A 20,412-nucleotide genomic window follows, 5' to 3' on the forward strand; every position below is an offset into this window, starting at 1 on the left:
CTTCGTGGTAGAATAAAGGTTGCGAATCAGTATTCTATGAAGTAATGCGCTGCATAGGAAACGATGGGGAAAGGCAGTTCTTGTCAGGGACTGTCTTTTTCTATGTTTAGATTTCAATATTGCATTTTATGGCAAGATAATACATATGCTTACAAGGAACTTTTCTTTTCTGGAAGTCAGGGCAGGTACAGCCGGATAAAGTGGTGCGATACTGTCCACCATCGGAACCTGCGAAAGTTCCTGTTTTTGCCTTCGGGTTAATATGTACAGGAGTGAGTTCACCATTCAGCGCACGACGTTTCCGCGCTTCAGCAGCTTCGCCGCATACGTCAGACCATTGACTCCACTCATTATTAGACCGGGAAGAAAAAGAGATGCACACATCTCGAATCCATCCGATACAGAATCCGCCGCAGGTGCAAGTGTACAACAGACCCATTCCGATCTCACCGGAAAGATACCGATGAAGACCAAACCATCCGCCGAACAAGGCGGCCCATTTATTATATTTTCTCATAGCAAACCCCACATAAAATTTTTCCTTGCCATCCTTCAAACCTCTTGGATGAATACATAATAGTTCACCACAAGGAGGAAATGATGGAAATACTAACATGGCAGGCAAGGACTGAAAAAAATGTAACACTGAAGCAGTTGGAAAAGATGACCGGAATCAGCAAAACGGCACTAAATACGATTGAGAACGGTCTGACATCTCCGACGCTCCGGCAACTGGAAGCCATAGCGATTGCACTTGACACGAAGATCAGTGCTCTCTATGACTCCGAATATAAATAAGTATATCACAGGAGCTGCGATGATACGCAGATCACAGAACGATTTCCGTAATTACGGAAACAGGAGCCGAACCCATTCACGAAGCCTGAAAAAAATGGTAATATTTTCAAAAGGAGGCGATGAAAATGGATATTCGGCAGAAAATAATCGGACTGCTGAACAAGATAGACTCTGAAACTCTCCTGAAGAGAATATATGAGTTTATCAAGTACATATACATATATCAGTAGCCGACACGAAGAGAAGGGAATCCAGATGGGTTCCCTTTTTATTTTTCCTCTTCTGAAGTATTCCTTTTCTGAATAAGGTCCTTCGCCCTCGCTTTTATGCCATCCCTCACATCCTTCGGAAGTCCGACATATAACTCGACGATGAATCGGTCGAGGTCATCCAGTTCGTACTGCGAGCAGAGTTCATCAAGAACTGTCTGCGGCAGATCGGAAAACATATCACCTTCTCCATCCATTAACCAGTCATAATTCACATTGTATTCTCGACAGATCAGTTTGACCATCTGGTCGGATAAGTTGACTTTATCTTTTTCTATTTTAGAAATCGCAGACTTCTGAACTCCCAACTTTTCCCCGAATTTATCCATTGTCAAACCTAATGCTTTTCGTATTTCAAGGACACGCTCGCCTTGCGTCATGTTGCTCACCTCTCTTTCTGTATTTCTTCTATAACAATACCACGCAAAAAATAAAAGGTCAATAACAAAAGTTGAATTAAGACACAAAAATATGTTGACAAAGTGGAGTTAAGACACTATAATATGTCTTGAAGACACAGAGAAACACACATCATCATAAAGGAGGCAACAACAGTGACAACGATTCAGGTATACAGAAATCGAAGGAACTCAAACAAATACATAGAAGTGCATAATGATGGACACTATCACAATTCATTAAAACAGTATCTGTACTGGGAAAGAAACGTCATTACAGGCGAACCGCTCCCGGAACCAGTGAAGAACATCACCGGAGACAGACGGCTCCATCGTTGGAGAAAAGCGAACCTGAAGGAACTGCTCGAAGATTACGAGCCAGTGACAGCATAAAGAAAGGAGGAACACACATGGCAGCAGCAACTCTTGAAATGGATAACAAGGAACTGAAGAAACAAACCGAAGACATTGAGGAAATGATTTCACTGCTGAAGCAGCTGACCAGCGGCGAGAAGCGTGAAGTCAAAGGAATCATGATCGGATTGCAGATGGCAAAGCAGGCAGGACTGACTGCATAGAACAGGCCCCGGCGGAAATGCCGGGGAGTACATATAAGGAGAACAGACATGAAACTGAATAAAGAGAAATTCATGAAGACAGAAATGGGCGGCGAATTAGAAGAAACTATTCGCACATGGGACAAGGCCCTTGACGAAAGAAGAAAAGCAACACCGGGAATCGGAAATCCAGATCAGGGACTCGGCTTCAAATACTGGGACAACACTTGCAGAAGCTGTCAGGACAGATGGGAAGTGTTCAAACTGGCAATCAAGCAGTTTTATGGAATTGAATTTTTCTTCACAAGAACAGATGAATACTTCGGAGTGTGCAGCGAGGATGAGAGCATCTGGCTCATGAAAGAAGGGAGAGAAGAGAATGAATAAGATCAGAAGGAAACAGCTTCAGGAGGCATCTGAACTGATTGCGAAGGCACAGGGAATCATTGAGAGCGTGAAGGATGATGAGCAGGAGGCTCACGACAACCTCCCGGAAAGTATTCAGTACGGAGAAAAGGGACAGCAGATGGAGGAATACATTGATATGCTCGACGAAGCATACAGACAGTGCGATGATTTGATGTCAATTATTGATGAGATATAGGAGGAGCAGGCATGACAACGAAAGATCAGGAAAGACAGGCAATCGAAAAGATCAGAAAGATCGTGGAAGGACTCGGAGAAAACAGTTACGTCGGATTCGCGATGGAGGGAGTTCTGGAACTGGCAGAGGACAACATTCGAGAAGATACTGCGTGTAGCATGAAGAAAAGCGCAGAGATCGCGTGGGAGAGAGCAGACAAAGCAGAGACAGAGAACAAAGACCTGAAGAAAGAGGTTGAAGACCTGAAGAAGACCGTCGAGAAGAGAGGAGCAACCATTTCAGAACTGAATACGGAACTTTGCAATACGAGAGCAGAGGCAAAGGCAAACGAGATTCCTGAAGAACTGGTTCAGGAGATGTATTGCATGGCCTATGATAAGGAAGCAGAGTCAATCGGAAAGATGGAGAGGGCAGCAGATCAGATGACAGAAGCCACTATCGCCGGAGAAGATGCACATGGATTCGCAGAGGAGTACAAGAAGCAGAAAGAGAACCGGAACAGATACAGAAAAGTGATGGAGATGCTGGACCAGAGAGAAAGACGGAGGGCCGGAAGATGAAAAAGATAGATTTCAGACAGAGAGCAGCGAAAACAGAAGAAAGAAAACGTAAAAGCAAGTATGCGGATGTGATGGTCAGAGCGACGGTGATGGGCCTGATGAAACCGGATGAAGATGTGGACAGAATGATGGACATTGAAAGTGCAGATAAGAAGTTCAATATGCGTCTGGACGAGTGGCTAAATGCTGATGACTTCAATTTCGCCCATGATTTCTATGGAATCGTGAACAACATCAACAGAGAGAAAGGATTCCCGGCAACGGACTTCGGATTCTTCGTTCCGAGATTCGCCGGAAGATAAAGAAAGGAGAATAGAATGTTCATTTTATCACAGGACAAAACAAGGATTTTCAATATGCAAGGTCACATTGAGGGAATCGGATATGAGGAAGAGAACTTTAAGAAGGGGAAGAAAGAAGAGATCAGACACACGATTCAGGTGTTTGACGGATGCGCCGAAGAAATTGCCGAGTACGAATGCAAAGAAGATTGCCTGATCGTGCTGTATGCGATTTTCAAAGCGATAGAGCAGGGAAGTAAAACGGCAGAGCTTCCGGCACGGGAGGAAATGAAAGAACAGAGAGAAGCATTGAAACAGTATCTGGAATCAGGAAAGAAACTGACAGAGTGGACAGCAGAACTCCTGAAAGAATTGCTTGATATGTAATAAAAGCCGAAACAGGGCATCCGCCCTGTCTGAACACGACGGCAACGTGTTCACTGATGATGGCAAGCCGAAAGACATTATCGGAGCATCGTGAAAACATGGCGGCGCGTACAGTCTGCCAGAACACTGTATGGATGGATAACAGGTTTTAGCACTTTTTAAGGCGAAAAGGCAGACACGGTGAGAACGCTTGCCAGAAAGAAGGTGATACAGATGTTTAATGAACAGCGGCCAGTGCAAATTCTGGAACTGTTCGGAGGAATAGGGAGTCCGCGATGCGCGCTCCGCAACCTCGGCATCCCGACAAAGGCGATTGACTATGTGGAGATAGATGAGAAAGCCGTGAGGTCATACAATTCGATGTTCGCAGAGGAATTGCCGTACAAGACGCAGAGCGTTGTCGGGTGGAATCTGAAGCCAGACATCCTGATTCACGGAAGTCCATGTCAGGACATGAGCATTGCAGGACATCAGGGAAAAGCAAAGGCAGAGGACGGAAGAGTCAACAGAGGCAAAGGAGCCGATCAGGGAAGCGGAACACGGTCGAGCCTGATGTGGGAGACAATACATATCATCGAGCAGATGGGAAAGTGGAAACCAAAATACGTGATATGGGAGAATGTGCGAAATGTAACGAGCCGACACATGATCGCAAACTTCATCCGGTATCAGAAAGAGATGGAGCGCATGGGGTACACGAATAACTATGAGGTACTGGATGCCAGAGAGTTCGGACTGCCGCAGGCCAGAGAAAGAGTGTTCACAATATCCGTCCTCGGAGGAGAGAAGTTTCAGTTCGACGAACTGATTCGGACACCGATGCGGAGCATTGATGAGTTTCTGGAAAAGAACGAAGAAGTGCCGGAAGTGTACGATGTGACACAGCCATCCGTGAGAGAGGTGATCGGAGTGACTGGGAGCGTAAGAAGAGCAACGGTCATCGAAGACTATGCCTTCACGATCACGACTCGGCAGGATAGAACACCAGCGCAGGTGATTGACTGCGGAAAGGGAAGATACAGATACCTGACGGAGTTGGAGTGCTGGCGGTTGCAAGGCTACACGGACGAGGACTTCGAGAGAGCAAAGAAAGCACAGCAGAAGAAAGGGAGATACTACACGGCATTATATAAGCAGGCAGGGAACAGCATTGCAGTTCCAATCTTTGAAAGCATCTTCCGAAAAATAATCCTGAATGAAGTCAGAGAAAAGGAGAAACAAAGGTGAGCAACGGACCAATAGTGAGAAGAATTTCATTCGATATTCACGGAGAGTTCATCACGCAGCTTGCGAGAGAATGGTTTTATACCGGAGAAAAGAGCCATGAGAAAGTCATTGAGATTCTGATGGATAGCATGACCGGAACAGACACACCGGAGGCGCAGATCAGAAGATATGCAGAGGACATTCTGATCGGTCGCGCCGCCCTGAAGGGGAGCACGGCAGCAGGTACATATCATCTTGAAACATATGAACCGGGAGAAGAAGAGCAGATGCCGCAGAGCATGAACATCTGGAAAGAAGTCGAAAGACGGAAGAAAGCAGAGAAGGACCTGCGGAGGATGATTGAACGGTGGGACGTAGCAATGGCCCACATATCGGAAAGTACACAGAGAGAAATCAGAAAGGAACTCGGAGAAGAGACTGCGGAGGATAGACAGCAGGATTCACTCGACAGTTTCACGAAACGAATGATGGATGAAGAAAATCACACCACAGAGGATTATGGATGGTTAGAGCCGGACGGAACTTTTCATGGAGTGGAATGGGGAGCGCATCAGGAATGGGCGCAGAATTACATGAGCGAAAAATTCCCGGAGGAAGCAATGAACGGAGACATTGACTTGCAGACAAAATGCAATGTCGGCCTGATCGGAGCAGGAGACTGGCTCGTCGAAAGAGGGTGGGTTCTCTTACACAATCCGAGTCGAGGAATTGCTTTTCCGACAAAGAATCCGGTCAAAGAGTACACAAAGGCACAGAAAGAGTTCCTGTATGACTATTACATGGAAAGAGATTGCAAAAAGGAGGCGAACGCAATATGGCAAGAAGACGAGTGAGAAGCTTCATCACTCCGAAGTATGACTCCGATGCAGCACAGAGTCATCCGGTTCAGACACCGGGCAAGAGCACTTCGACAGTGGCTCATGAGGTCATCGCAGGTCAGTGGGGAAATGGAGATGCAAGAAAGAACGCTCTGAAGGCGGCAGGATATGACCCGGCAGTCATTCAGGCAGAGATCAACAAGATTCTGAACGGCTCCGCAGCAACTACAACCAAACCACAGCCAAAAGACCAGCCGATCACAAAGACCGTGAAGTCAACTTGCGAAGAGGAAAGAAGAATCAGAGCGGATGAAAGACTGCGAGAAGAACTGTCGAGAGGATGTGAGTATTCTGGAACGCAGGAGATCGTTCAGGAAACCTTCGAGGAAATGCGAGAACAGATCGGAATGGAGGGAGACTGGGACGAGATAGGTGTGACAGACACAGACAACAGAGAATTTGTTCTTCAGGATGTGATTGAACAGTTCTATGACCTGATGATCGAGAAAGTCCTGAATTATATCGGCGTGGAATGAGGAATAGTACATGAGAGCAATGAACATTAAAGACAGAGTGAACACAATCATTGAGCACCAGAGAGAAGTTCTTCGAGGAGAGATAGAAGAGTTCGAGGAGAAATTGAGAGGCACAATGGAATACTGGGGATGCGGAGGGCCGTACAACAGACAGGAAGAAGCCATCGAAAGACGGAAGAAACAACTGGACGAACTCGATGACTTTGCAATGCAGTTGAACAGAGCAAAGAAGCACGAAACAGTGAGAATGTGGATATTCGGATGCAGAAGCTGTGGAAGTATAACGATGGTGAACAGACAGCCTTTTGACGATTGGCATGAATGCCCTGTATGCAGGCAGATGGTCCATCTGAACAGCCTGCCGAGTAAAGAGTTTGAAATCGTGGATACAGGAGAAACATGGCAGGAACAGATCAAGAGAGCAGCAGAGGAGGGAAACTCATGGCAGTAAGAACACAACCGGATGCGCTGAAGGTATTCGCTGCGATCGCAATGATCGTCAACAGCAGGGAAGATTCAGCAAAAGTGAAATTGACAAGTGTAACCAGAAAGACAGAGAAAGAAGAAAAAAGAAGTGCATGAAATGAAAAAGCCTTCGGAATTGCTTGCGGGCTTCCGAAGGCGATTCGTTGACGTTCAGGTCAACACACATCTCGGTATTATTGTACTGCGAACGGCCTGAAAAGTCAATCAAAACAAGCGTCCCGAAGCGGTTCGGCGGACTTGTAATGGATAGTAACACTTCAACGATAAAGAGAAGTGACAGAGGTGATTCAGGATGGAGCAGAGCAGGAGACGGAGAAAGAAGAATGTCTATGTAGAGTATGACTATGAAGAGGCATATCAGAAACAGATTGAGAATCTGGAAGAGGACATCATCAAGAGGATGATGGATGGAAAGAAGATCAAGTATGTGTATGCCACAAAGGAAATCAAAGCAGGGGAGCAGTTGGAAGTCGAGATATATCCAGAGTTCACCAGAAAGAGAGTCGAAGAGATTCCAGAGGAGGGCAGAAGGAAGAAGGATAGACAGGCACAGAGGAACCTAAATGAGAAGAACAGCAGGAAGCAGTGTGAGAGGGTCATCAATGAGAACTTTGGTGACAGAGACATATGGGCCACGTTCACCTATTCAGCAGAGTACACACCTGCAAGCATGAAAGTGGCGAAGAGCCATATGCAGAACTACATCCGCCGCCTGAACTACCAGAGAAAGAAGAGAGGTCTTCCGAACGCTCGGTATGTGTATGTTACGGAGCAAGGAGACAAAGGCAGATGGCATCATCACATCGTACTCGACGGAGACATGGACATGGACACAGTGGAAAGTCTCTGGACATACGGAAAGAGGAATCAGGTTCGCCGCCTTCAGAAAGACGAAAACGGCCTCGTGGGGATGGCGAAATATGTGTCAAAGCCGAAGGGCAAGGGGAAGGACTCCGAAGAAGGAAAATATCAAAAAATTTGGACTCCATCGAAGAACCTGAAGAAACCGGATGAACACAAGAATCATTACAAAACAAAGCAGAGCCATGTGGACAAGATGGTCAACGGTATACTTCCAGTGCAGGAGCATCTGAACAAGTGGTACGCATCAGAGGGTTATGAGTACACGGAATCAGTGATCAAGTACAACAAGTGGAACGGCCAGTATTACATATATGCTCGAATGAGAAAACAGCAGGAGGAGAAAGGAGGGAAGAAGAGTGAGAAGACGAAGAAGAGCAAGGCGAAGAAAGGCGGTCAGAATCGCAAGAGCACTCGCAAGAGGGATTAACTGGAAGAGAGTGGCAGCAGTCGTGCTCTTGACCGGAGTTGCGGTGAGCATCGCAAGGTGCGGAAGAGAGAAAGAGATCAATGCACAGGTGATGGCGATGAAGGAAGAACAGACCAGACAGGAACTGCGGATGCAGCAGGAATATGGTTGCGACATCTATGGTCAGTATGAATACCCATACAACACGATGTCGCAGGATTGGAGCGGAGATCAGGTGGAAGGATTCTACTATCACGAAATAACTGAAGAGTGCAAGAAAGCAGGCGGTCAGTTCCCTGTCATCATGCAGGTGTACACATACATCATCTGCGAGCAGAACGATGTGGATTATGAGATGGTGTTTGCCCTGATCGAAAGGGAGAGCAAGTGCGTGTGGAACGCTGACGGAGGCGGCGGAGCATCTGTCGGACTCATGCAGATCGCAGAGAAATGGCAGCAGGAGCGCATGGAAGAACTGAACTGCACGGACCTGACGCAACCGTTCCAGAACGTGAGAGTCGGGGTGGACATCCTGTCAGAACTTCAGGAGAAGCTGAAGGGAACAGTTCCGGCGGAGCAGTTACCATATGACGTTCTGGCCGCGTATAACTACGGACTCCGGGGAGCACAGAAAAATCTATGGGCCTATGGGGTGCATGAGTACGAATACAACAGAGCCATTCTGAAAAGGGCGCAGGAACTGAAACAGGAGACGAAGGAAGCAAAGGAGGAAAAGCAGTGAAAGAGGGATATGTGCTGAAAGCAGATGCGGCGAAGTACCTGACACCGGAGCCGATCACATACGCAGCGATGAAGAGAAAGAGCGAAAAAGCTGCACAGACCGCATTGAAAGATGCGAAGGCGAGTATCTTGAACGCAGCAGGAATCGGAAAGGTTGAGGCATACTGCATCAATACCGTGCTTGCAGAACTGAAGCGCAAGGGACTCACACCGGAGCAGGAAGAGTATAAACGCATCAGCAGAGAGACGGCCAGAATGGTCATCAGGGACCGAAAAGGAATCTGGACAAGATACTATACCGACAAAGAAGGTCTGAAAGACTGGCTCCTCTGGAAGCTGGGACTGAAGAAAGAGACAGTATTTGACCGGATGAAGCGAATGGGAGTGACCGGAGATGTTCTTCAGGACATGGAACTCCTGACAGGAGGGAAGAAGAGATGAAGACGAAAGAGTTGATTGAGTACCTTCAGGGGTTCGATGCAGAATCCGAAGTGGTGGTCATTGCGGCGAATCCGAAGGAACGGAAGAAGTATGACGGAGAGATGTTCGGAATCACGGACGGAGGGCAGCCGATCTTCTGCATTGAGATCAGCAACGAGTCCGATCTGGATGAGAAAGAGATCGCGGCAGCAGTACAGGATGAAAGAGAGGAAAAACAGAGATGAATTTGAGATACGCAAAGCGAAGCGAGGACACGGAGCAGATCAACGTGACATCGTGGGCGGCTTGGAACGAGAGACAGTACCCGGAACTGAAGTGGCTGCATCACATACCAAACGGAGGCAGCAGAAACAAGGCAGAGGCGGTCAAGCTGAAGCAGATGGGAGTGAAGGCAGGTGTCTCCGATCTCTGCCTGCCGTACCCAAAAGGAATTTACTGCGGATTGTACATCGAGATGAAGTTCGGAGACGGAAAGCACCAGAAGTCGCAGAAAGAGTTCCTGACCGATATGGCAGCAGTCGGACACTACGTCGCAACCTGCTACACATCAGAGGACGCGGTGAACGTGTTGAGAGAGTATTGCGAGCTATTATCTCCGCAGTGGATGAAAGAGCCGAACAACAGCGTCTGGAAAGAAGGTACGATTTCACCACTGAAGAAAAAGTGAGGACAGGAACATGGACGAATATGCAGCAGTAGTCAGAAAGTTCTATGAGGTGTACAGGCCTATCGGGAGAAAATACAACTTGCGTGTTCACAGCAGATTCTCCATGAACAGGCCCGGATTCATCAAGGTTTATCAGGGAGACGGTCCCGATCGGAAACAGATCATCAAAGTCGAAGAGGACGATGACGTTGCTTGCTACAAGAGAGCGATTGATGAACTGGAAAGCTGGGCGAGGAGCCGGGAAGACGAAAACGCGAGATACAGAACAGCATGAGACGAAGCGATTGCGCTTTTCCGTGCGGAAGATGCCTCTGCAACCATTGTGCAAACAACGTGGAAACGATAGACAACTGTACCGGAGAAGCAAAAGAACCTTGCTTCGTCTGCGATGAGTGCAGATGGTACGACGGAGACACAAGGCACAAGGATATGTGGAGGCAGGAGTGCGGAGAGTATATTGTGACGAATGAACACGCAGAACGCTTGCGAAGAAAATTGAAATTGATAACAGGAGGACACACATCATGAAAATTATTGCAGTTATGACACAGAAGGGCGGAGTCGGAAAGACGATGACAGCATCATCGCTGGCATACATCCTCGGAGTGGAGCATGGAAAGAGAGTGCTCATCGCTGACGCAGATCAGCAGGGGAACATCTCAATGTTGTACGGCAGATTTGAGCCGCAGGGCATCGGAATGTCAGAGTTATTAGAAAAGCACCGGGCGATCGGTGGTACATATAGCACAGAGCAGTTGATTGACGAGACACCATACGAAAACATTAGTATCATTCCGGCGAACGGATTCCTGATGAGAACGAACATGACACTGCTCCTCTTGGAACAGGACAACCAGATTCTCCGTTTCAAGATGGCGATGGAGGAGATTCAGGACAGATACGATTATTGCATCGTGGACTGCGGACTCCTGATGGATATGACAGTGACGAATGTTCTGGTGGCAGCAGACCTCGTGATTCTTCCGGTGAAGGTCGGAGGGTTCGAGATCGAGGCGATTGTGAACATGGAGGAACAGTTGGAAGACCTGCGAGGATTCAATCCAGACATCAGGATGAAACTGCTCATGACGATGCGTCAGAAGAACATGACAAGTCTTCAGGTTGAGGAGTGGTTGAAAGCGTCATCCGGTCAGGATTGCTTCCAGACGGCAATCAGACGCTCGATCGTGGCAGAGAAGGCAACAATGGAGCGCGTACCTCTGCCGAAGTTCTCAAAGAGCGGAATCGTCGCAAAGGATTACAGAGAAGTGGCAGAAGAGTTGCTGAAAGACATGGAGGGATAAAGGATGATGGTCGAATCAAGAAACAGCAGAAAAGGAGGTAGACGGCATGGAAGGAACGGCAACGATTAGTCTGGACACGCTGGACGAGTTGAGAAAGAAGGCAGAAGAAGCAGAGACGGAGAAGAAACGAAGCGATTGGTTTGTAAAGAAACTGATGAACTGCTACGGATTCGATACAGAAGCATATGACAAAGCACTGAAGGAGATTGACAACAAAAGGAACCTGACAGACAAGCAGTGCTCAAAACTGGTCAGAGAAGCAATGGCGAAGCACCTGAAGATCGTGATTGACCCGGAGGAACTGAAAGAACTGATTCAGGAGTACATCGACGAGGAAGCATCGGACGAGCATCTGGACATTGCGAAAGCAAGCCAGAAGGAACTGAAGCAGATTCAGGTGGTGCTGAAAGAGTAGTTATCCCGGCAGGAAATGTGGATATTGTGGATAAGTCATCAGATACAGAGACGAAGGAGGATAAGTGATGGCAGCAGGATGGAGCGTCATGGACGCAATCAACCGGAACAGCAAAGCGGCAGCAGAAGACAGACCGAAGGCGCGGTTCAGAACCAGAGACATCAGCGTGAAGAAGATGTACAGCAACGACATGAATTTCTATTCAAGGCAGGATATTGAGGAGTTGTCGAACCTCATTCTCGCCGTGGGACTGATTGAGAATATGGCAGTTACATATGACCCTTGCGAGAAAGGAGAGTACAGAATTATCTCTGGTGAAATGAGATGGAGAGCATTGAACCTTCTGCTCGAAAAAGGGTATTCAGAGTTCGAGGTGGCAACGTGTCAGATTCTGACACCTGCCGAAGAACACGAGGAGATGGTGCAGATCATCGTTGCGAACTCATACAGAACGAAGAACATCAAAGATCAGCTTGAAGAAGCGCAGAAGCTGAAAGAGTCCTTGCAGTACATGAAAGAGCACGGACTGACACTTCAGGGAATGAAACTGGACGGAAAGAAGATCAGAGACGTTGTGGCGAATATCATGAAACTGTCAGGAACGAAGGTGGCGCAGATTGATGGAATCAACAGTAATTTGTTGCCGGAGTTCGTGGAGCAGTTGAAAGAAGGCAAGCTGACGTTCTCTGCTGCATATGAACTCTCTGGAATGCCGAAAGAAGATCAGGAGGAGATGCTGAAGGCACACGAGGAGGGTGAGGCTCCGACATGGAAAGAAGTCAGAGAAGCGAAGCGGACAGAACCGGAAGAGATGTCAGAGTCTGACACGTTACCGGGACAGATGGAATATCCGAAGGACTATGAGAAACCGGAGGACGAAGAAGAGTCCGATCAGGGAGAAGAACCGGAGCAGGAGGAAGAATGGGAGCAGGCGCATCCAGAGAGTATCACATCATTGTGCTACTCATGCAAGAGATACGCAGAATGCAACGTGAAGACAGGAACCTGCGAGAACTGCGATCAGTATGTCAACAAGGCAGAGGCGGAGAAAACAGACGAGCAGAGGTACGATGAGGAGCAGGCAGCAATCGACAGAGAGACGGCCAGAAAGCTGCGCGAGCAGGAACAGGAAGAGAAGATGAACAATCTCCCATCTGATAGCAGGGAGGAAAAGGAGTACATCAGACTCTCCACGGACACCTTCGAGGATGTGATCGCCGGAAGAAGACCATACCTGATTCTGAAAAATGACAAGATCAGAACTGGAATGATCGTGAGCGCGCTTGAATTTATACAGGGCAGAGCAACCGGAAGAGAACTGGCACTGGAAATCGTCTGCATGGACGATGCAGGAACATCATCAGCACTGGAAGACGGATATTGTGTCGTAGGCATCCGGCAGCAGGAGATTCTGAAAGAAGCAGGAGCAGATGCAGCAGAGTATGCAGATCAGCCTGCTATGCAGTACGGAGCATAAGGAGGAAAACATGATTTTTATAAATTCACCATTCGCGATTCTGGATGAGGCTTTTCGGAGCCTCTATCCAGACAAGAAATACAAAGCCTGCATTGGACCGAGCATAAAAGACGATGAAGGAAACCGAGTGTTCGGGTTCACGCAGTTCAGCAAAGGAGAGACACCAGTCATCGCAATCAGCGCAGAATTGAACATCATGGACGCGACGGAGATATTCGCACATGAACTGGCTCATGTGGCAGCAGGCGAGGGAGCAGGCCTCGGAGAAAGATGGGACGAGGAGTTCCAGAGGATATTCGATGAGTACAACCGGATAGGAAAGGAACGGTTCAGAGAAGACGGAAAAGAGATCGAGACAGCACCGGAGTACAGAGGCGGATGGATTCGATCAGAAGACCGGATGCCGGAGGAAGGCGAAGATGTGCTCGTGTGGTTTGAGTATTTCCGGTTCGGGAACTATCAGAGATTATTCCAGACGGTAGGTATCAGTTGCGCATGGAGAGGCGAGTGGTCAGAGTTCGTGAATGGTTCGAGCGGTTGGAGAGATTTGAGAATTATCGCATGGCAGCCATTACCGGAACCATACAGAGAGGAGCAGGAAGACAATGGCGAAGAAAATGAGTGACGAAGAGATGTTGGAAGCAATGGAAGGGGCAGTGAAGATGCACTTCATGGCATTTCAGCAATTTATGAAGCAGACAGGCGGAGACATCGGCCTGTCACTGCAACTGACAACCAGTTACATGGCGGCGATGCTTAAAGGTTCACAAGAGCAGAACGAGAAGGAAGAGAAACTGTTAAAATTGTTGCTTCCGTCGGGGGAAAGCAATCTGACGAACTAAAGGGAGGAATTGACATGGCACTATTAAACGGATTCAAAGAAACAGAGACAGAGCAGCAGTACAGAAGAGGCGAAATCTATTACATCAACAACGCAAGCAAGGAACACGTCGGAAGTGAGATGAAAAAGGACAGACCTGCGGTGATCGTCTCCTGCGATGCGAACAACAAGCACAGCGATGTGCTCGAAGTGGTTTTCCTGACATCAGCACCGAAGAAAGACCTTCCGACGCACGTTACGATCAGGAGCACCGGAAGAAAGTCAGAGGCATTATGCGAACAGCCGACTCCGGTGTCTGTGGAGAGAATCAACAACTTCGTCGGTAAGGCATCAGAGAAGGAAATGGAGCAGATTGACATTGCGCTCCTGATCGGACTCGGCATCAAACTGGAAGGAGCCGAAAATCAATCGGGGGGGGGGCCTCACGGAAATCTGAACAGCAGATTCAGAGCAGCGTGAAGGACAGAAGCAAGGAAGAATCGGAGAAAATGGCCGAAGAGAACCAGATGCTTCGAGAAGAACTGAAAAAGCAGCAGGAGAGCACAATCCGATCAGAGGCGGAGTGCTCTGCATATAAAGCAATGCACGAACAACTGCTGAAAAAGCTAATGGAGAGGAGGGAATGAGATGCACAAGCTGGCACTACTGATGGAGGACATCGCAAGAGCAAGCGTGTCGGCAGTGGTTGGCCTGTTCATGTTAGGAGTCGCAATCGTGATCGGAATCATCGTTCTGGTCACGATTATGACCGTGTTGAAAATGGCAATCAATGACATCAGCGAGTTTTTCAAGAAAATAGCAAGGAGAAGATGATGAACAAAGCAATTTTGATGGGCCGCCTGACAAGGGAGCCGGAAATCCGGTATTCAAACGGACCGGAGCAGACAGCGGTGGGAAGATTTAGGCTCGCCGTGGACAGAAGAGGACAGAGACAGGGAAATCAGCAGAACGCAGACTTCATTCCGTGCGTTGCCTTCGGGAAGAAGGCGGAGTTTGTGGAGAAATACACGCACAAGGGAACAAAGGTGATCGTCGAGGGAGAAATCCGAACAGGAAGCTACACGAACCGGGAAGGGAGAAAGGTGTACACCACAGAAATCTATGTCAGTGACATTGAGTTCGCAGAAAGCAAGGCGGCAGCAGAACAGAACCAGAACCGGAACGACGATCAGTACGGAATGACAGGTGATGACGGATTCATGAACATTCCAGACGGCGAAGAGTTACCGCCTTTCAACTAAAGGGCGAGAAAGAAGGTGAAGAGATGAGATTGAGAGACGCAGCAAAGTGGATTAAAGAGAAAATCACAGGAAAGAAAGCAGAGGAGACTCCTGTTCTGACACCGATGATCGCAACAGAGGAAGACATCGAGAGGGCAAAGAAAATGGACAGGGAAATCGAGGAGATGGAAAAGAAATCAGCACTCATGGCCCCGGTTGTTACCTCGCAGGCAGAAATGGAACGTCTGAAAAGATTCGAGGCAGGTTCAAAGCAGATCGCAGAGATGACAGGGAAGCCACACGAAGAAGTGGCAGAAGCAATCCTGAAGGTCACAACAGAGACATCTGCATCACTGGAAGAAGCAACCGAACAGGTACGCGAAAGAATGGAGTTGCAGGCAGAGGTTGCAGCAGAGACGAAAGAAGAGTCAGACACTCCGTTCGTTCAGAGATGGGCGGAAGCGAAAGGAATGACAGTTCAGGAACTGGAACAGGAAACCGGATGGACGGCGGAGCAGTTGGAGCAGAACATCATTGACAGCAGCAGGATTATCACAACTGAACTCGTCAAAGCACAGAGACTCATGAAAATACTCATGACCAACAACAGCCGGAGACGAAAAGGGATTCCGATGGTGAGACGGCAGCAGTTACTGCGAGCAGAACGGAACCAGAGGAGGAGAAGGAGTGAGAACAGGAAAGAATCATGAAGGATATTCAGACCCGACGGCGAGTTGTGCTGTCGGGCATCTGACACATGAGGAGAAACAGAGGGAGAAGAAACGAAAGGAGGAAAAGAAGCGTGATAAAAGCAGTGTGCTGGGGAGTGCTCATTCTGATTCTTCTGGCAGTCGCAGCACTGGCACTGTACATCGTCGGGATGGCCCTGTACTTCCATTACCAGCTAAAGGACGGCAGGACAAGAAGAGAGTACACAGAGGAGCAGAAGAGGGCAGACGAAGAACAGATTCAGGCAATCAGGGAAATGCAGGCAAGGAGAGAAGAAAAGCGTCAGAAGAGGCGGCAAAGAAAGAGTAAAGCAAACAGGAGGTAACAGAGATGGATGCAACGAACAACGAGAAGGCGGATGTCCTGAAATGGATGCTCGGCCAGATTTACCGGGCAGAGAAGAGAAAGAAGCAGCTTGACGAGAGGCTGGTCAGGATTGCGGAAGAGAGGGACGCTCCGATCGGTGGTGTCGGATATAGACCACTGCCACGATCGTCTTCAGGAGAAGGGAATGGAGCAGCAAGCATCATCCTGAAGATGTCAGACATCGAGGAGAGAATCTACACACAGAAGGAAGAAGTGGAGAAAGCAATCGTCCGCGTGATGGACATTCTGGATTATCTGCCGCAGGATAGTCTGGAAAGAGAAATCTGCGAATTGCGACACATCGACATGAAACCGTGGAAGGATATTCAGGAGAGCATCCCGATGTCACGGAGCCAGTGCAACAAGAGATATAACAAAGCGATTGAGATGTTGCTGAATAAGGGACGCATTGAGCGAATGATCGAGGAGAACGAGGAAGCATACACGGACTGGAAGTTGGACAAGGAATGGAAGATGCTGAAGAAATCCCCTGAAAAACAAAGTGGGGGTATAGAGTCGGGAAACAAATCTGGAAAATATTTTCAGGAAAATCAGAAAGTAAAAGCGGTTAGCAATGCGGACAGAATTGATCGCAGAAAGAAGAAGGGAATGAAGACACAGAGGACATGATGAACGCACGGCAGCAGGAGCCGCATTCATCGCATCTGCATGGAGCAGGTCACAACACATCCATCTCACGGCAGCGGAGAACCACGAAAAAACAAGGTGGGGTATTCGTTGCCGTTTTCTTTTCTGGAAATATCAGATGGCCAGATCGGGAGCAGATCAGAGAGCCGGAGCAGATGCAGGTGTCAGACTCTGACACGCAGGAGATCAGAGCAGGAGCATCGGCAGCAGTACATACATAGCAGGACAGACAAGAGAAACCAGAGGCAGAGGACAGGCAGTGGAGCGCACGGAGGCAGTGAGAGCCAGTACAGAAGGACAGGAGAGCAGAGACAGCAGAGGAGACGGAGGCGGCGGCAGGAGGCGCGAGAGGGCGGCAAGGACACACAGGAGGAGCAGAGTGGACAGACACGACAGGGAGCAGAGGCAGGGCAGAGAGAAACATGAGACACAATGAGACATTCAAGTGTGCTATGATGGTAGCATGGACAAGCGGACGAGTGAGAGCGAAGCAACGTGACCGCACCACATAGTACAAGAGCGAGAGCACAGGGAGACACTGACGAGGTGATCTCCCTGTTTTTGTGTCCTGCGACTGCTGCAACGATGGCGGCAGGGCGCAAGGTACTTCCACAGGGGGGCCACGAATGCGGGGCGCGGAAGGTCCGGTATTTTTGCCTGTAAAGTCAAAAAAAATACGGCACTTCCTTCCTCTTTTGCCGCTGAAATGGAGGTGAAAATCAGAAAATGGATGTAAATCAGAAAGAACTCGCCGCCATTTTAGGCATCACAGACCGTCGTGTCCGGCAATTAAAGAACGAGTTCGGCTTGTTTTCAAAGGGTTTGTCGAGTGAAAAGAAACAAAAAAACTATGTTTTGGAAAAATGCGTCCCTGAATACATCAATTACAAGCTGGAAGCGGAAGTGCAGCAGGGTACAGGCTACAACAAAGAAAAGGAACAGGCCGAGCACGAGCAGATCAAGAAGAAAATCTCAATCCTGAAGCTGCGGAAGCTGAAAAGAGAGCTTCATGAGGCAGACGATGTGGAGGAGTTTCTGACAGATATGCTTGTGAATTTCAAGAACAGGCTTTTGTCCGTTCCGCAGAAGGTCGCACCTCTGATCGTGTCAGAGGATGATGTGAATGTCATTCTGGACATTCTGGAAAGAGAAATTTTTCAAACATTGGAGGAGTTGTCGGAATATGACCCATTGAAAATAGACAAAGATACCACATCACAGATACTGGAAGAGATGGACGAGGAAGAGGACGAGGACGAAAGCGAGTAAAGGGGTGAAAGAGTTTGTCATCGTCTGAACGACAGCGTTCCCGGCAACGGACGAGAAATTTATTTGTAAACACAATTAAAGCCACACTGAAGAAACCGGAAAAGCTGACCGTTTCACAGTGGGCGGAAAAATACAGAATACTGGATGAGTCCAGCAACTTCTCCGGCCAGTGGTCGAATGACATCACTCCGTATCTGGTCGGAATCATGGATGCGTTTAATGACCCATATATTCAGGAGATCAATTTCTGCAAGCCGACGCAGGTCGGCGGAACAGAAGCGATGCTCAATATGCTCGGATGGATAATCATGGATAGTCCATCACCGACGATGATTGTATATCCGAGCGATGATCTGGCAAAGGACACATCAAATGACAGAATCAAGCCGTCTCTGACAAAGACACCAGAGATCAAGGAGAGATTCTATGAACACTCATCGAAGGAACTGAACCTGAAGTTCCGGGGGATGAAGATATACCTTCGAGGTTCCGGTTCTCCCGGAAAACTGGCATCAAAGTCAATCAAGTACCTGTTTTTCGATGAGATTGACAAGATGGACGGTGCATCGAAAAAAGAGGCATCGCCTTACAATCTGGCGAAGGAGAGAACCAGAACATTCACATACAGCAAGAAGATATACACTTGCTCAACACCGACGCTGAAGACGAACTATGTCTGGCAGATTCACGAAGATGCAGACGAGCAGAGGCATTATTTCATGCCGTGTCCGCACTGCGGAGAGTATATCACGTTCGCGTTCAAACAGATTCATTTTCCGAGCGGAGAAGGGATGACAAACGCAGAGAGGGCAAAAGAGGCCGTCTATGTGTGTCAGGAGTGCGGATGCGAGATTACCGACAAGGACAAAATCAAGATGCTTCGGCAGGGCGAGTGGAGAGATGTGAAAGGAACCTGCATCGGAAAGCCGAGAAAGGTGTCATACTGGCTCAATGCTCTGTATTCACGATTCCTGTCATGGGCGGAGATTGTGAAAGAGTTCCTTGACTCAAAGGATGACCCGGAGAAACTGCAAAACTTCGTCAACTCGTGGCTGGCGGAGCCGTGGGAGGACACGAAACTGAAGACAACGGCAGACACAGTGGCTGAAAGACAGACTGATCTGCCAGAACTTGCAGTGCCGGGATGGGCGAGGATGCTGACTGGTGGTGTCGATGTGCAGGAAACGTGCTTATATTGGACTATAAGAGCATGGGGAGATCATATCACCTCGCAAAATATCGCGCATGGACAGGCAATGTCTTTTGCGGATATTGAAAGAGTGATGAATCTGGCATATGAGCGAGAAGACGGTCAGAAACTGGTTGTGTGCTTGTGCCTGATTGACTCTGGATATGATTCAGACGGAACATATGACTTCTGCGCGAACAATTCAGACTGGGCCTTGCCAGTCAAAGGCTCGAACAATCCCATGATGTCGCATTTCAAGATGTCAAAAATCAATAAACCGACAAGCGCAGCGCACGGAATGAATCTGGTGCTCGTTGACGGTGACAAGTACAAGGACATGATCGCGGCCAGAATGAAAAAACCAAACGGTCGAGGCTCATGGATGGTATACGAGGGATGCGATACTGAATACGCAGAGCAGGTGACTGCGGAGCATAAGATAAACACGAAGTCGGGAAAGAAAACGATTCAGAAATGGGTTCCGAAGCGTTCTCACATCGACAACCATTACCTCGACGCAGAAGTGTACGCGCTGGCAGCGGCAGACATCAGAGGAGTTCGCTCGATGCACTTGGACAGTGAGGAAGAACCAGAACAGCCGCAGCAGGAGGAAAAGCAGTACGCTCCTGAAGAAGCGTGGATAAAAGCAAATGAAAACTGGGTATAGGAGGAAAGTCGATGGAAGAAATGGAACAAATGAACACCGAAGAGTTGCTAAAGCAAGTCAACACAGCAATCCGAACGGTCCTGATCGGAGGCCAGTCATACCAGATCGGAAGCCGAAAACTGACCAGAGCAGACCTGTCACTTCTGCGACAGATGCAGAAGGAACTTCAGGCAGAAGTGAACGCGCAGGAGGCATCTGGACTTCTGGATGATACATACGTTGCCTTCTTTGATGGGAGGTGAGAACG

At 48.3% G+C, this 20,412-nt stretch carries 38 protein-coding genes; 36 read left to right on the forward strand and 2 right to left on the reverse strand.

Annotated elements, in window-relative coordinates; genetic code table 11:
• Positions 1-106: 106 nt before the first annotated feature.
• Positions 107-517: an NINE protein gene (locus tag DWX00_RS03445; RefSeq protein ID WP_199669499.1), complete on the reverse strand. Its 411-nt coding sequence runs from the start codon at positions 515-517 to the stop codon at positions 107-109.
• Between the two features lie 83 nt (positions 518-600).
• Between DWX00_RS03445 and DWX00_RS03450 the strand changes: the two genes are divergently transcribed.
• The gene (locus DWX00_RS03450) at positions 601-798 is read left to right on the forward strand and encodes a helix-turn-helix domain-containing protein (protein ID WP_118594646.1); all 198 of its coding nucleotides are present in this window, start codon (positions 601-603) and stop codon (positions 796-798) included.
• Between the two features lie 268 nt (positions 799-1,066).
• Here the strand turns inward: DWX00_RS03450 and DWX00_RS03455 are convergent, their stop codons facing one another.
• Positions 1,067-1,447 (reverse strand): helix-turn-helix domain-containing protein, encoded by a 381-nt coding sequence (locus DWX00_RS03455; protein ID WP_118594647.1) that lies wholly within the window; start codon positions 1,445-1,447, stop codon positions 1,067-1,069.
• 174 nt (positions 1,448-1,621) lie between these two features.
• Here DWX00_RS03455 and DWX00_RS03460 point away from each other — a divergent pair, with 174 nt between their 5' ends.
• From DWX00_RS03460 to DWX00_RS03615, 35 genes are all read left to right on the forward strand, one after another.
• On the forward strand, positions 1,622-1,858 hold the full coding sequence (locus tag DWX00_RS03460; RefSeq protein WP_004840176.1) for a hypothetical protein: 237 nt from the start codon (positions 1,622-1,624) through the stop codon (positions 1,856-1,858).
• Between the two features lie 17 nt (positions 1,859-1,875).
• Positions 1,876-2,043 (forward strand): hypothetical protein, encoded by a 168-nt coding sequence (locus tag DWX00_RS19550; RefSeq protein ID WP_158578735.1) that lies wholly within the window; start codon positions 1,876-1,878, stop codon positions 2,041-2,043.
• Between the two features lie 48 nt (positions 2,044-2,091).
• Positions 2,092-2,409, forward strand: coding sequence for a hypothetical protein (locus DWX00_RS03465; RefSeq protein WP_118594648.1), 318 nt, complete (start codon positions 2,092-2,094; stop codon positions 2,407-2,409).
• Positions 2,402-2,626 carry a hypothetical protein gene (locus DWX00_RS03470; RefSeq protein WP_118594649.1) on the forward strand — a complete coding sequence of 75 codons (225 nt, stop codon included), beginning with the start codon at positions 2,402-2,404 and terminating at the stop codon, positions 2,624-2,626. Before DWX00_RS03465 ends, DWX00_RS03470 begins: the two co-directional genes overlap by 8 nt.
• Positions 2,627-2,637: 11 nt before the next feature.
• Entirely contained in the window at positions 2,638-3,186 is a 549-nt protein-coding gene (locus DWX00_RS03475; protein ID WP_118594650.1) for a hypothetical protein, read from the forward strand.
• A complete protein-coding gene (locus DWX00_RS03480; RefSeq protein ID WP_118043588.1) occupies positions 3,183-3,488 on the forward strand; it encodes a DUF6874 family protein in 306 nt (101 codons plus the stop codon). The genes DWX00_RS03475 and DWX00_RS03480 overlap by 4 nt, the downstream gene beginning before the upstream one ends.
• Before the next feature lie 15 nt (positions 3,489-3,503).
• Positions 3,504-3,854, forward strand: coding sequence for a hypothetical protein (locus DWX00_RS03485; RefSeq protein WP_118594651.1), 351 nt, complete (start codon positions 3,504-3,506; stop codon positions 3,852-3,854).
• 213 nt (positions 3,855-4,067) lie between these two features.
• Positions 4,068-5,081, forward strand: coding sequence for a DNA cytosine methyltransferase (locus DWX00_RS03490; RefSeq protein WP_118594652.1), 1,014 nt, complete (start codon positions 4,068-4,070; stop codon positions 5,079-5,081).
• Entirely contained in the window at positions 5,078-5,914 is an 837-nt protein-coding gene (locus tag DWX00_RS03495) for a hypothetical protein (RefSeq protein WP_118594653.1), read from the forward strand. The genes DWX00_RS03490 and DWX00_RS03495 overlap by 4 nt, the downstream gene beginning before the upstream one ends.
• Positions 5,896-6,435, forward strand: coding sequence for a hypothetical protein (locus tag DWX00_RS20000; protein WP_243037940.1), 540 nt, complete (start codon positions 5,896-5,898; stop codon positions 6,433-6,435). The genes DWX00_RS03495 and DWX00_RS20000 overlap by 19 nt, the downstream gene beginning before the upstream one ends.
• Positions 6,436-6,445: 10 nt before the next feature.
• Positions 6,446-6,886 carry a hypothetical protein gene (locus tag DWX00_RS03505; RefSeq protein ID WP_118043593.1) on the forward strand — a complete coding sequence of 147 codons (441 nt, stop codon included), beginning with the start codon at positions 6,446-6,448 and terminating at the stop codon, positions 6,884-6,886.
• A complete protein-coding gene (locus DWX00_RS19555) occupies positions 6,877-7,017 on the forward strand; it encodes a hypothetical protein (protein ID WP_158578737.1) in 141 nt (46 codons plus the stop codon). Before DWX00_RS03505 ends, DWX00_RS19555 begins: the two co-directional genes overlap by 10 nt.
• A gap of 304 nt (positions 7,018-7,321) precedes the next feature.
• Positions 7,322-8,212: a rolling circle replication-associated protein gene (locus DWX00_RS03510; RefSeq protein ID WP_243037942.1), complete on the forward strand. Its 891-nt coding sequence runs from the start codon at positions 7,322-7,324 to the stop codon at positions 8,210-8,212.
• Positions 8,142-8,933 carry a lytic transglycosylase domain-containing protein gene (locus DWX00_RS03515; protein WP_243037943.1) on the forward strand — a complete coding sequence of 264 codons (792 nt, stop codon included), beginning with the start codon at positions 8,142-8,144 and terminating at the stop codon, positions 8,931-8,933. The genes DWX00_RS03510 and DWX00_RS03515 overlap by 71 nt, the downstream gene beginning before the upstream one ends.
• Complete coding sequence (locus tag DWX00_RS03520) at positions 8,930-9,373, forward strand: hypothetical protein (protein ID WP_118594655.1); 444 nt, start codon at positions 8,930-8,932, stop codon at positions 9,371-9,373. Before DWX00_RS03515 ends, DWX00_RS03520 begins: the two co-directional genes overlap by 4 nt.
• Positions 9,370-9,597, forward strand: a complete 228-nt coding sequence (locus DWX00_RS03525) for a hypothetical protein (protein ID WP_118594656.1) — start codon at positions 9,370-9,372, stop codon at positions 9,595-9,597. Before DWX00_RS03520 ends, DWX00_RS03525 begins: the two co-directional genes overlap by 4 nt.
• On the forward strand, positions 9,594-10,040 hold the full coding sequence (locus DWX00_RS03530) for a VRR-NUC domain-containing protein (protein ID WP_118594657.1): 447 nt from the start codon (positions 9,594-9,596) through the stop codon (positions 10,038-10,040). The genes DWX00_RS03525 and DWX00_RS03530 overlap by 4 nt, the downstream gene beginning before the upstream one ends.
• A 10-nt stretch (positions 10,041-10,050) precedes the next feature.
• Positions 10,051-10,314, forward strand: coding sequence for a hypothetical protein (locus DWX00_RS03535; RefSeq protein WP_118594658.1), 264 nt, complete (start codon positions 10,051-10,053; stop codon positions 10,312-10,314).
• Positions 10,311-10,568, forward strand: a complete 258-nt coding sequence (locus tag DWX00_RS03540) for a hypothetical protein (protein ID WP_118043599.1) — start codon at positions 10,311-10,313, stop codon at positions 10,566-10,568. Before DWX00_RS03535 ends, DWX00_RS03540 begins: the two co-directional genes overlap by 4 nt.
• Positions 10,565-11,344, forward strand: coding sequence for a ParA family protein (locus DWX00_RS03545; protein WP_118594659.1), 780 nt, complete (start codon positions 10,565-10,567; stop codon positions 11,342-11,344). Before DWX00_RS03540 ends, DWX00_RS03545 begins: the two co-directional genes overlap by 4 nt.
• Positions 11,345-11,390: 46 nt before the next feature.
• Complete coding sequence (locus DWX00_RS03550) at positions 11,391-11,759, forward strand: hypothetical protein (RefSeq protein ID WP_118594660.1); 369 nt, start codon at positions 11,391-11,393, stop codon at positions 11,757-11,759.
• Between the two features lie 67 nt (positions 11,760-11,826).
• On the forward strand, positions 11,827-13,236 hold the full coding sequence (locus tag DWX00_RS03555) for a ParB/RepB/Spo0J family partition protein (RefSeq protein WP_118594661.1): 1,410 nt from the start codon (positions 11,827-11,829) through the stop codon (positions 13,234-13,236).
• A gap of 10 nt (positions 13,237-13,246) precedes the next feature.
• Entirely contained in the window at positions 13,247-13,861 is a 615-nt protein-coding gene (locus DWX00_RS03560; RefSeq protein ID WP_118594662.1) for a DUF551 domain-containing protein, read from the forward strand.
• A complete protein-coding gene (locus DWX00_RS03565) occupies positions 13,842-14,078 on the forward strand; it encodes a hypothetical protein (protein ID WP_118607921.1) in 237 nt (78 codons plus the stop codon). The genes DWX00_RS03560 and DWX00_RS03565 overlap by 20 nt, the downstream gene beginning before the upstream one ends.
• Positions 14,079-14,092: 14 nt before the next feature.
• Positions 14,093-14,536, forward strand: a complete 444-nt coding sequence (locus tag DWX00_RS03570) for a type II toxin-antitoxin system PemK/MazF family toxin (RefSeq protein ID WP_118594664.1) — start codon at positions 14,093-14,095, stop codon at positions 14,534-14,536.
• A gap of 29 nt (positions 14,537-14,565) precedes the next feature.
• Positions 14,566-14,703: a hypothetical protein gene (locus tag DWX00_RS19560; RefSeq protein ID WP_158578739.1), complete on the forward strand. Its 138-nt coding sequence runs from the start codon at positions 14,566-14,568 to the stop codon at positions 14,701-14,703.
• A 1-nt stretch (position 14,704) separates the two neighbouring features.
• The gene (locus tag DWX00_RS03575) at positions 14,705-14,890 is read left to right on the forward strand and encodes a hypothetical protein (protein ID WP_004840201.1); all 186 of its coding nucleotides are present in this window, start codon (positions 14,705-14,707) and stop codon (positions 14,888-14,890) included.
• Entirely contained in the window at positions 14,890-15,318 is a 429-nt protein-coding gene (locus DWX00_RS03580) for a single-stranded DNA-binding protein (protein ID WP_118594665.1), read from the forward strand. Before DWX00_RS03575 ends, DWX00_RS03580 begins: the two co-directional genes overlap by 1 nt.
• A gap of 23 nt (positions 15,319-15,341) precedes the next feature.
• Complete coding sequence (locus DWX00_RS03585) at positions 15,342-16,007, forward strand: hypothetical protein (protein ID WP_118594666.1); 666 nt, start codon at positions 15,342-15,344, stop codon at positions 16,005-16,007.
• 92 nt (positions 16,008-16,099) lie between these two features.
• Positions 16,100-16,351, forward strand: a complete 252-nt coding sequence (locus DWX00_RS03590) for a hypothetical protein (protein WP_118594667.1) — start codon at positions 16,100-16,102, stop codon at positions 16,349-16,351.
• Between the two features lie 5 nt (positions 16,352-16,356).
• The gene (locus DWX00_RS03595; protein WP_118043609.1) at positions 16,357-17,022 is read left to right on the forward strand and encodes a hypothetical protein; all 666 of its coding nucleotides are present in this window, start codon (positions 16,357-16,359) and stop codon (positions 17,020-17,022) included.
• Positions 17,019-17,261: a hypothetical protein gene (locus DWX00_RS03600; RefSeq protein WP_147398230.1), complete on the forward strand. Its 243-nt coding sequence runs from the start codon at positions 17,019-17,021 to the stop codon at positions 17,259-17,261. Before DWX00_RS03595 ends, DWX00_RS03600 begins: the two co-directional genes overlap by 4 nt.
• Positions 17,262-17,766: 505 nt before the next feature.
• Positions 17,767-18,309, forward strand: a complete 543-nt coding sequence (locus DWX00_RS03605) for a hypothetical protein (protein ID WP_004840208.1) — start codon at positions 17,767-17,769, stop codon at positions 18,307-18,309.
• Between the two features lie 14 nt (positions 18,310-18,323).
• Entirely contained in the window at positions 18,324-20,165 is a 1,842-nt protein-coding gene (locus DWX00_RS03610; RefSeq protein ID WP_118594669.1) for a terminase gpA endonuclease subunit, read from the forward strand.
• 11 nt (positions 20,166-20,176) lie between these two features.
• A complete protein-coding gene (locus tag DWX00_RS03615) occupies positions 20,177-20,407 on the forward strand; it encodes a hypothetical protein (protein WP_004840210.1) in 231 nt (76 codons plus the stop codon).
• The last annotated feature ends 5 nt before the right edge of the window (positions 20,408-20,412 follow it).

Source organism: Blautia sp. AF17-9LB (genome assembly GCF_003479185.1).
Classification (GTDB): domain Bacteria; phylum Bacillota; class Clostridia; order Lachnospirales; family Lachnospiraceae; genus Fusicatenibacter; species Fusicatenibacter saccharivorans.

Excerpts from the sequence above, each read along its gene's own strand:
- DWX00_RS03470 (WP_118594649.1), top strand. The coding sequence starts at position 2,402 with ATGAATAAGATCAGAAGGAAACAGCTTCAGGAGGCATCTGAACTGATT.
- DWX00_RS03445 (WP_199669499.1), bottom strand. The coding sequence starts at position 517 with ATGAGAAAATATAATAAATGGGCCGCCTTGTTCGGCGGATGGTTTGGT.
- DWX00_RS19550 (WP_158578735.1), top strand. The coding sequence starts at position 1,876 with ATGGCAGCAGCAACTCTTGAAATGGATAACAAGGAACTGAAGAAACAA.
- DWX00_RS03535 (WP_118594658.1), top strand. The coding sequence starts at position 10,051 with ATGGACGAATATGCAGCAGTAGTCAGAAAGTTCTATGAGGTGTACAGG.
- DWX00_RS03565 (WP_118607921.1), top strand. The coding sequence starts at position 13,842 with ATGGCGAAGAAAATGAGTGACGAAGAGATGTTGGAAGCAATGGAAGGG.
- DWX00_RS03505 (WP_118043593.1), top strand. The coding sequence starts at position 6,446 with ATGAGAGCAATGAACATTAAAGACAGAGTGAACACAATCATTGAGCAC.
- DWX00_RS03485 (WP_118594651.1), top strand. The coding sequence starts at position 3,504 with ATGTTCATTTTATCACAGGACAAAACAAGGATTTTCAATATGCAAGGT.
- DWX00_RS03450 (WP_118594646.1), top strand. The coding sequence starts at position 601 with ATGGAAATACTAACATGGCAGGCAAGGACTGAAAAAAATGTAACACTG.
- DWX00_RS03475 (WP_118594650.1), top strand. The coding sequence starts at position 2,638 with ATGACAACGAAAGATCAGGAAAGACAGGCAATCGAAAAGATCAGAAAG.
- DWX00_RS03525 (WP_118594656.1), top strand. The coding sequence starts at position 9,370 with ATGAAGACGAAAGAGTTGATTGAGTACCTTCAGGGGTTCGATGCAGAA.
- DWX00_RS03530 (WP_118594657.1), top strand. The coding sequence starts at position 9,594 with ATGAATTTGAGATACGCAAAGCGAAGCGAGGACACGGAGCAGATCAAC.
- DWX00_RS03480 (WP_118043588.1), top strand. The coding sequence starts at position 3,183 with ATGAAAAAGATAGATTTCAGACAGAGAGCAGCGAAAACAGAAGAAAGA.
- DWX00_RS03560 (WP_118594662.1), top strand. The coding sequence starts at position 13,247 with ATGATTTTTATAAATTCACCATTCGCGATTCTGGATGAGGCTTTTCGG.
- DWX00_RS20000 (WP_243037940.1), top strand. The coding sequence starts at position 5,896 with ATGGCAAGAAGACGAGTGAGAAGCTTCATCACTCCGAAGTATGACTCC.
- DWX00_RS03570 (WP_118594664.1), top strand. The coding sequence starts at position 14,093 with ATGGCACTATTAAACGGATTCAAAGAAACAGAGACAGAGCAGCAGTAC.
- DWX00_RS03540 (WP_118043599.1), top strand. The coding sequence starts at position 10,311 with ATGAGACGAAGCGATTGCGCTTTTCCGTGCGGAAGATGCCTCTGCAAC.
- DWX00_RS03465 (WP_118594648.1), top strand. The coding sequence starts at position 2,092 with ATGAAACTGAATAAAGAGAAATTCATGAAGACAGAAATGGGCGGCGAA.
- DWX00_RS03575 (WP_004840201.1), top strand. The coding sequence starts at position 14,705 with ATGCACAAGCTGGCACTACTGATGGAGGACATCGCAAGAGCAAGCGTG.
- DWX00_RS03615 (WP_004840210.1), top strand. The coding sequence starts at position 20,177 with ATGGAAGAAATGGAACAAATGAACACCGAAGAGTTGCTAAAGCAAGTC.
- DWX00_RS03545 (WP_118594659.1), top strand. The coding sequence starts at position 10,565 with ATGAAAATTATTGCAGTTATGACACAGAAGGGCGGAGTCGGAAAGACG.
- DWX00_RS03605 (WP_004840208.1), top strand. The coding sequence starts at position 17,767 with ATGGATGTAAATCAGAAAGAACTCGCCGCCATTTTAGGCATCACAGAC.
- DWX00_RS19560 (WP_158578739.1), top strand. The coding sequence starts at position 14,566 with ATGGCCGAAGAGAACCAGATGCTTCGAGAAGAACTGAAAAAGCAGCAG.
- DWX00_RS03585 (WP_118594666.1), top strand. The coding sequence starts at position 15,342 with ATGAGATTGAGAGACGCAGCAAAGTGGATTAAAGAGAAAATCACAGGA.
- DWX00_RS19555 (WP_158578737.1), top strand. The coding sequence starts at position 6,877 with ATGGCAGTAAGAACACAACCGGATGCGCTGAAGGTATTCGCTGCGATC.
- DWX00_RS03510 (WP_243037942.1), top strand. The coding sequence starts at position 7,322 with ATGATGGATGGAAAGAAGATCAAGTATGTGTATGCCACAAAGGAAATC.
- DWX00_RS03490 (WP_118594652.1), top strand. The coding sequence starts at position 4,068 with ATGTTTAATGAACAGCGGCCAGTGCAAATTCTGGAACTGTTCGGAGGA.
- DWX00_RS03580 (WP_118594665.1), top strand. The coding sequence starts at position 14,890 with ATGAACAAAGCAATTTTGATGGGCCGCCTGACAAGGGAGCCGGAAATC.
- DWX00_RS03455 (WP_118594647.1), bottom strand. The coding sequence starts at position 1,447 with ATGACGCAAGGCGAGCGTGTCCTTGAAATACGAAAAGCATTAGGTTTG.
- DWX00_RS03555 (WP_118594661.1), top strand. The coding sequence starts at position 11,827 with ATGGCAGCAGGATGGAGCGTCATGGACGCAATCAACCGGAACAGCAAA.
- DWX00_RS03595 (WP_118043609.1), top strand. The coding sequence starts at position 16,357 with ATGGATGCAACGAACAACGAGAAGGCGGATGTCCTGAAATGGATGCTC.
- DWX00_RS03550 (WP_118594660.1), top strand. The coding sequence starts at position 11,391 with ATGGAAGGAACGGCAACGATTAGTCTGGACACGCTGGACGAGTTGAGA.
- DWX00_RS03600 (WP_147398230.1), top strand. The coding sequence starts at position 17,019 with ATGATGAACGCACGGCAGCAGGAGCCGCATTCATCGCATCTGCATGGA.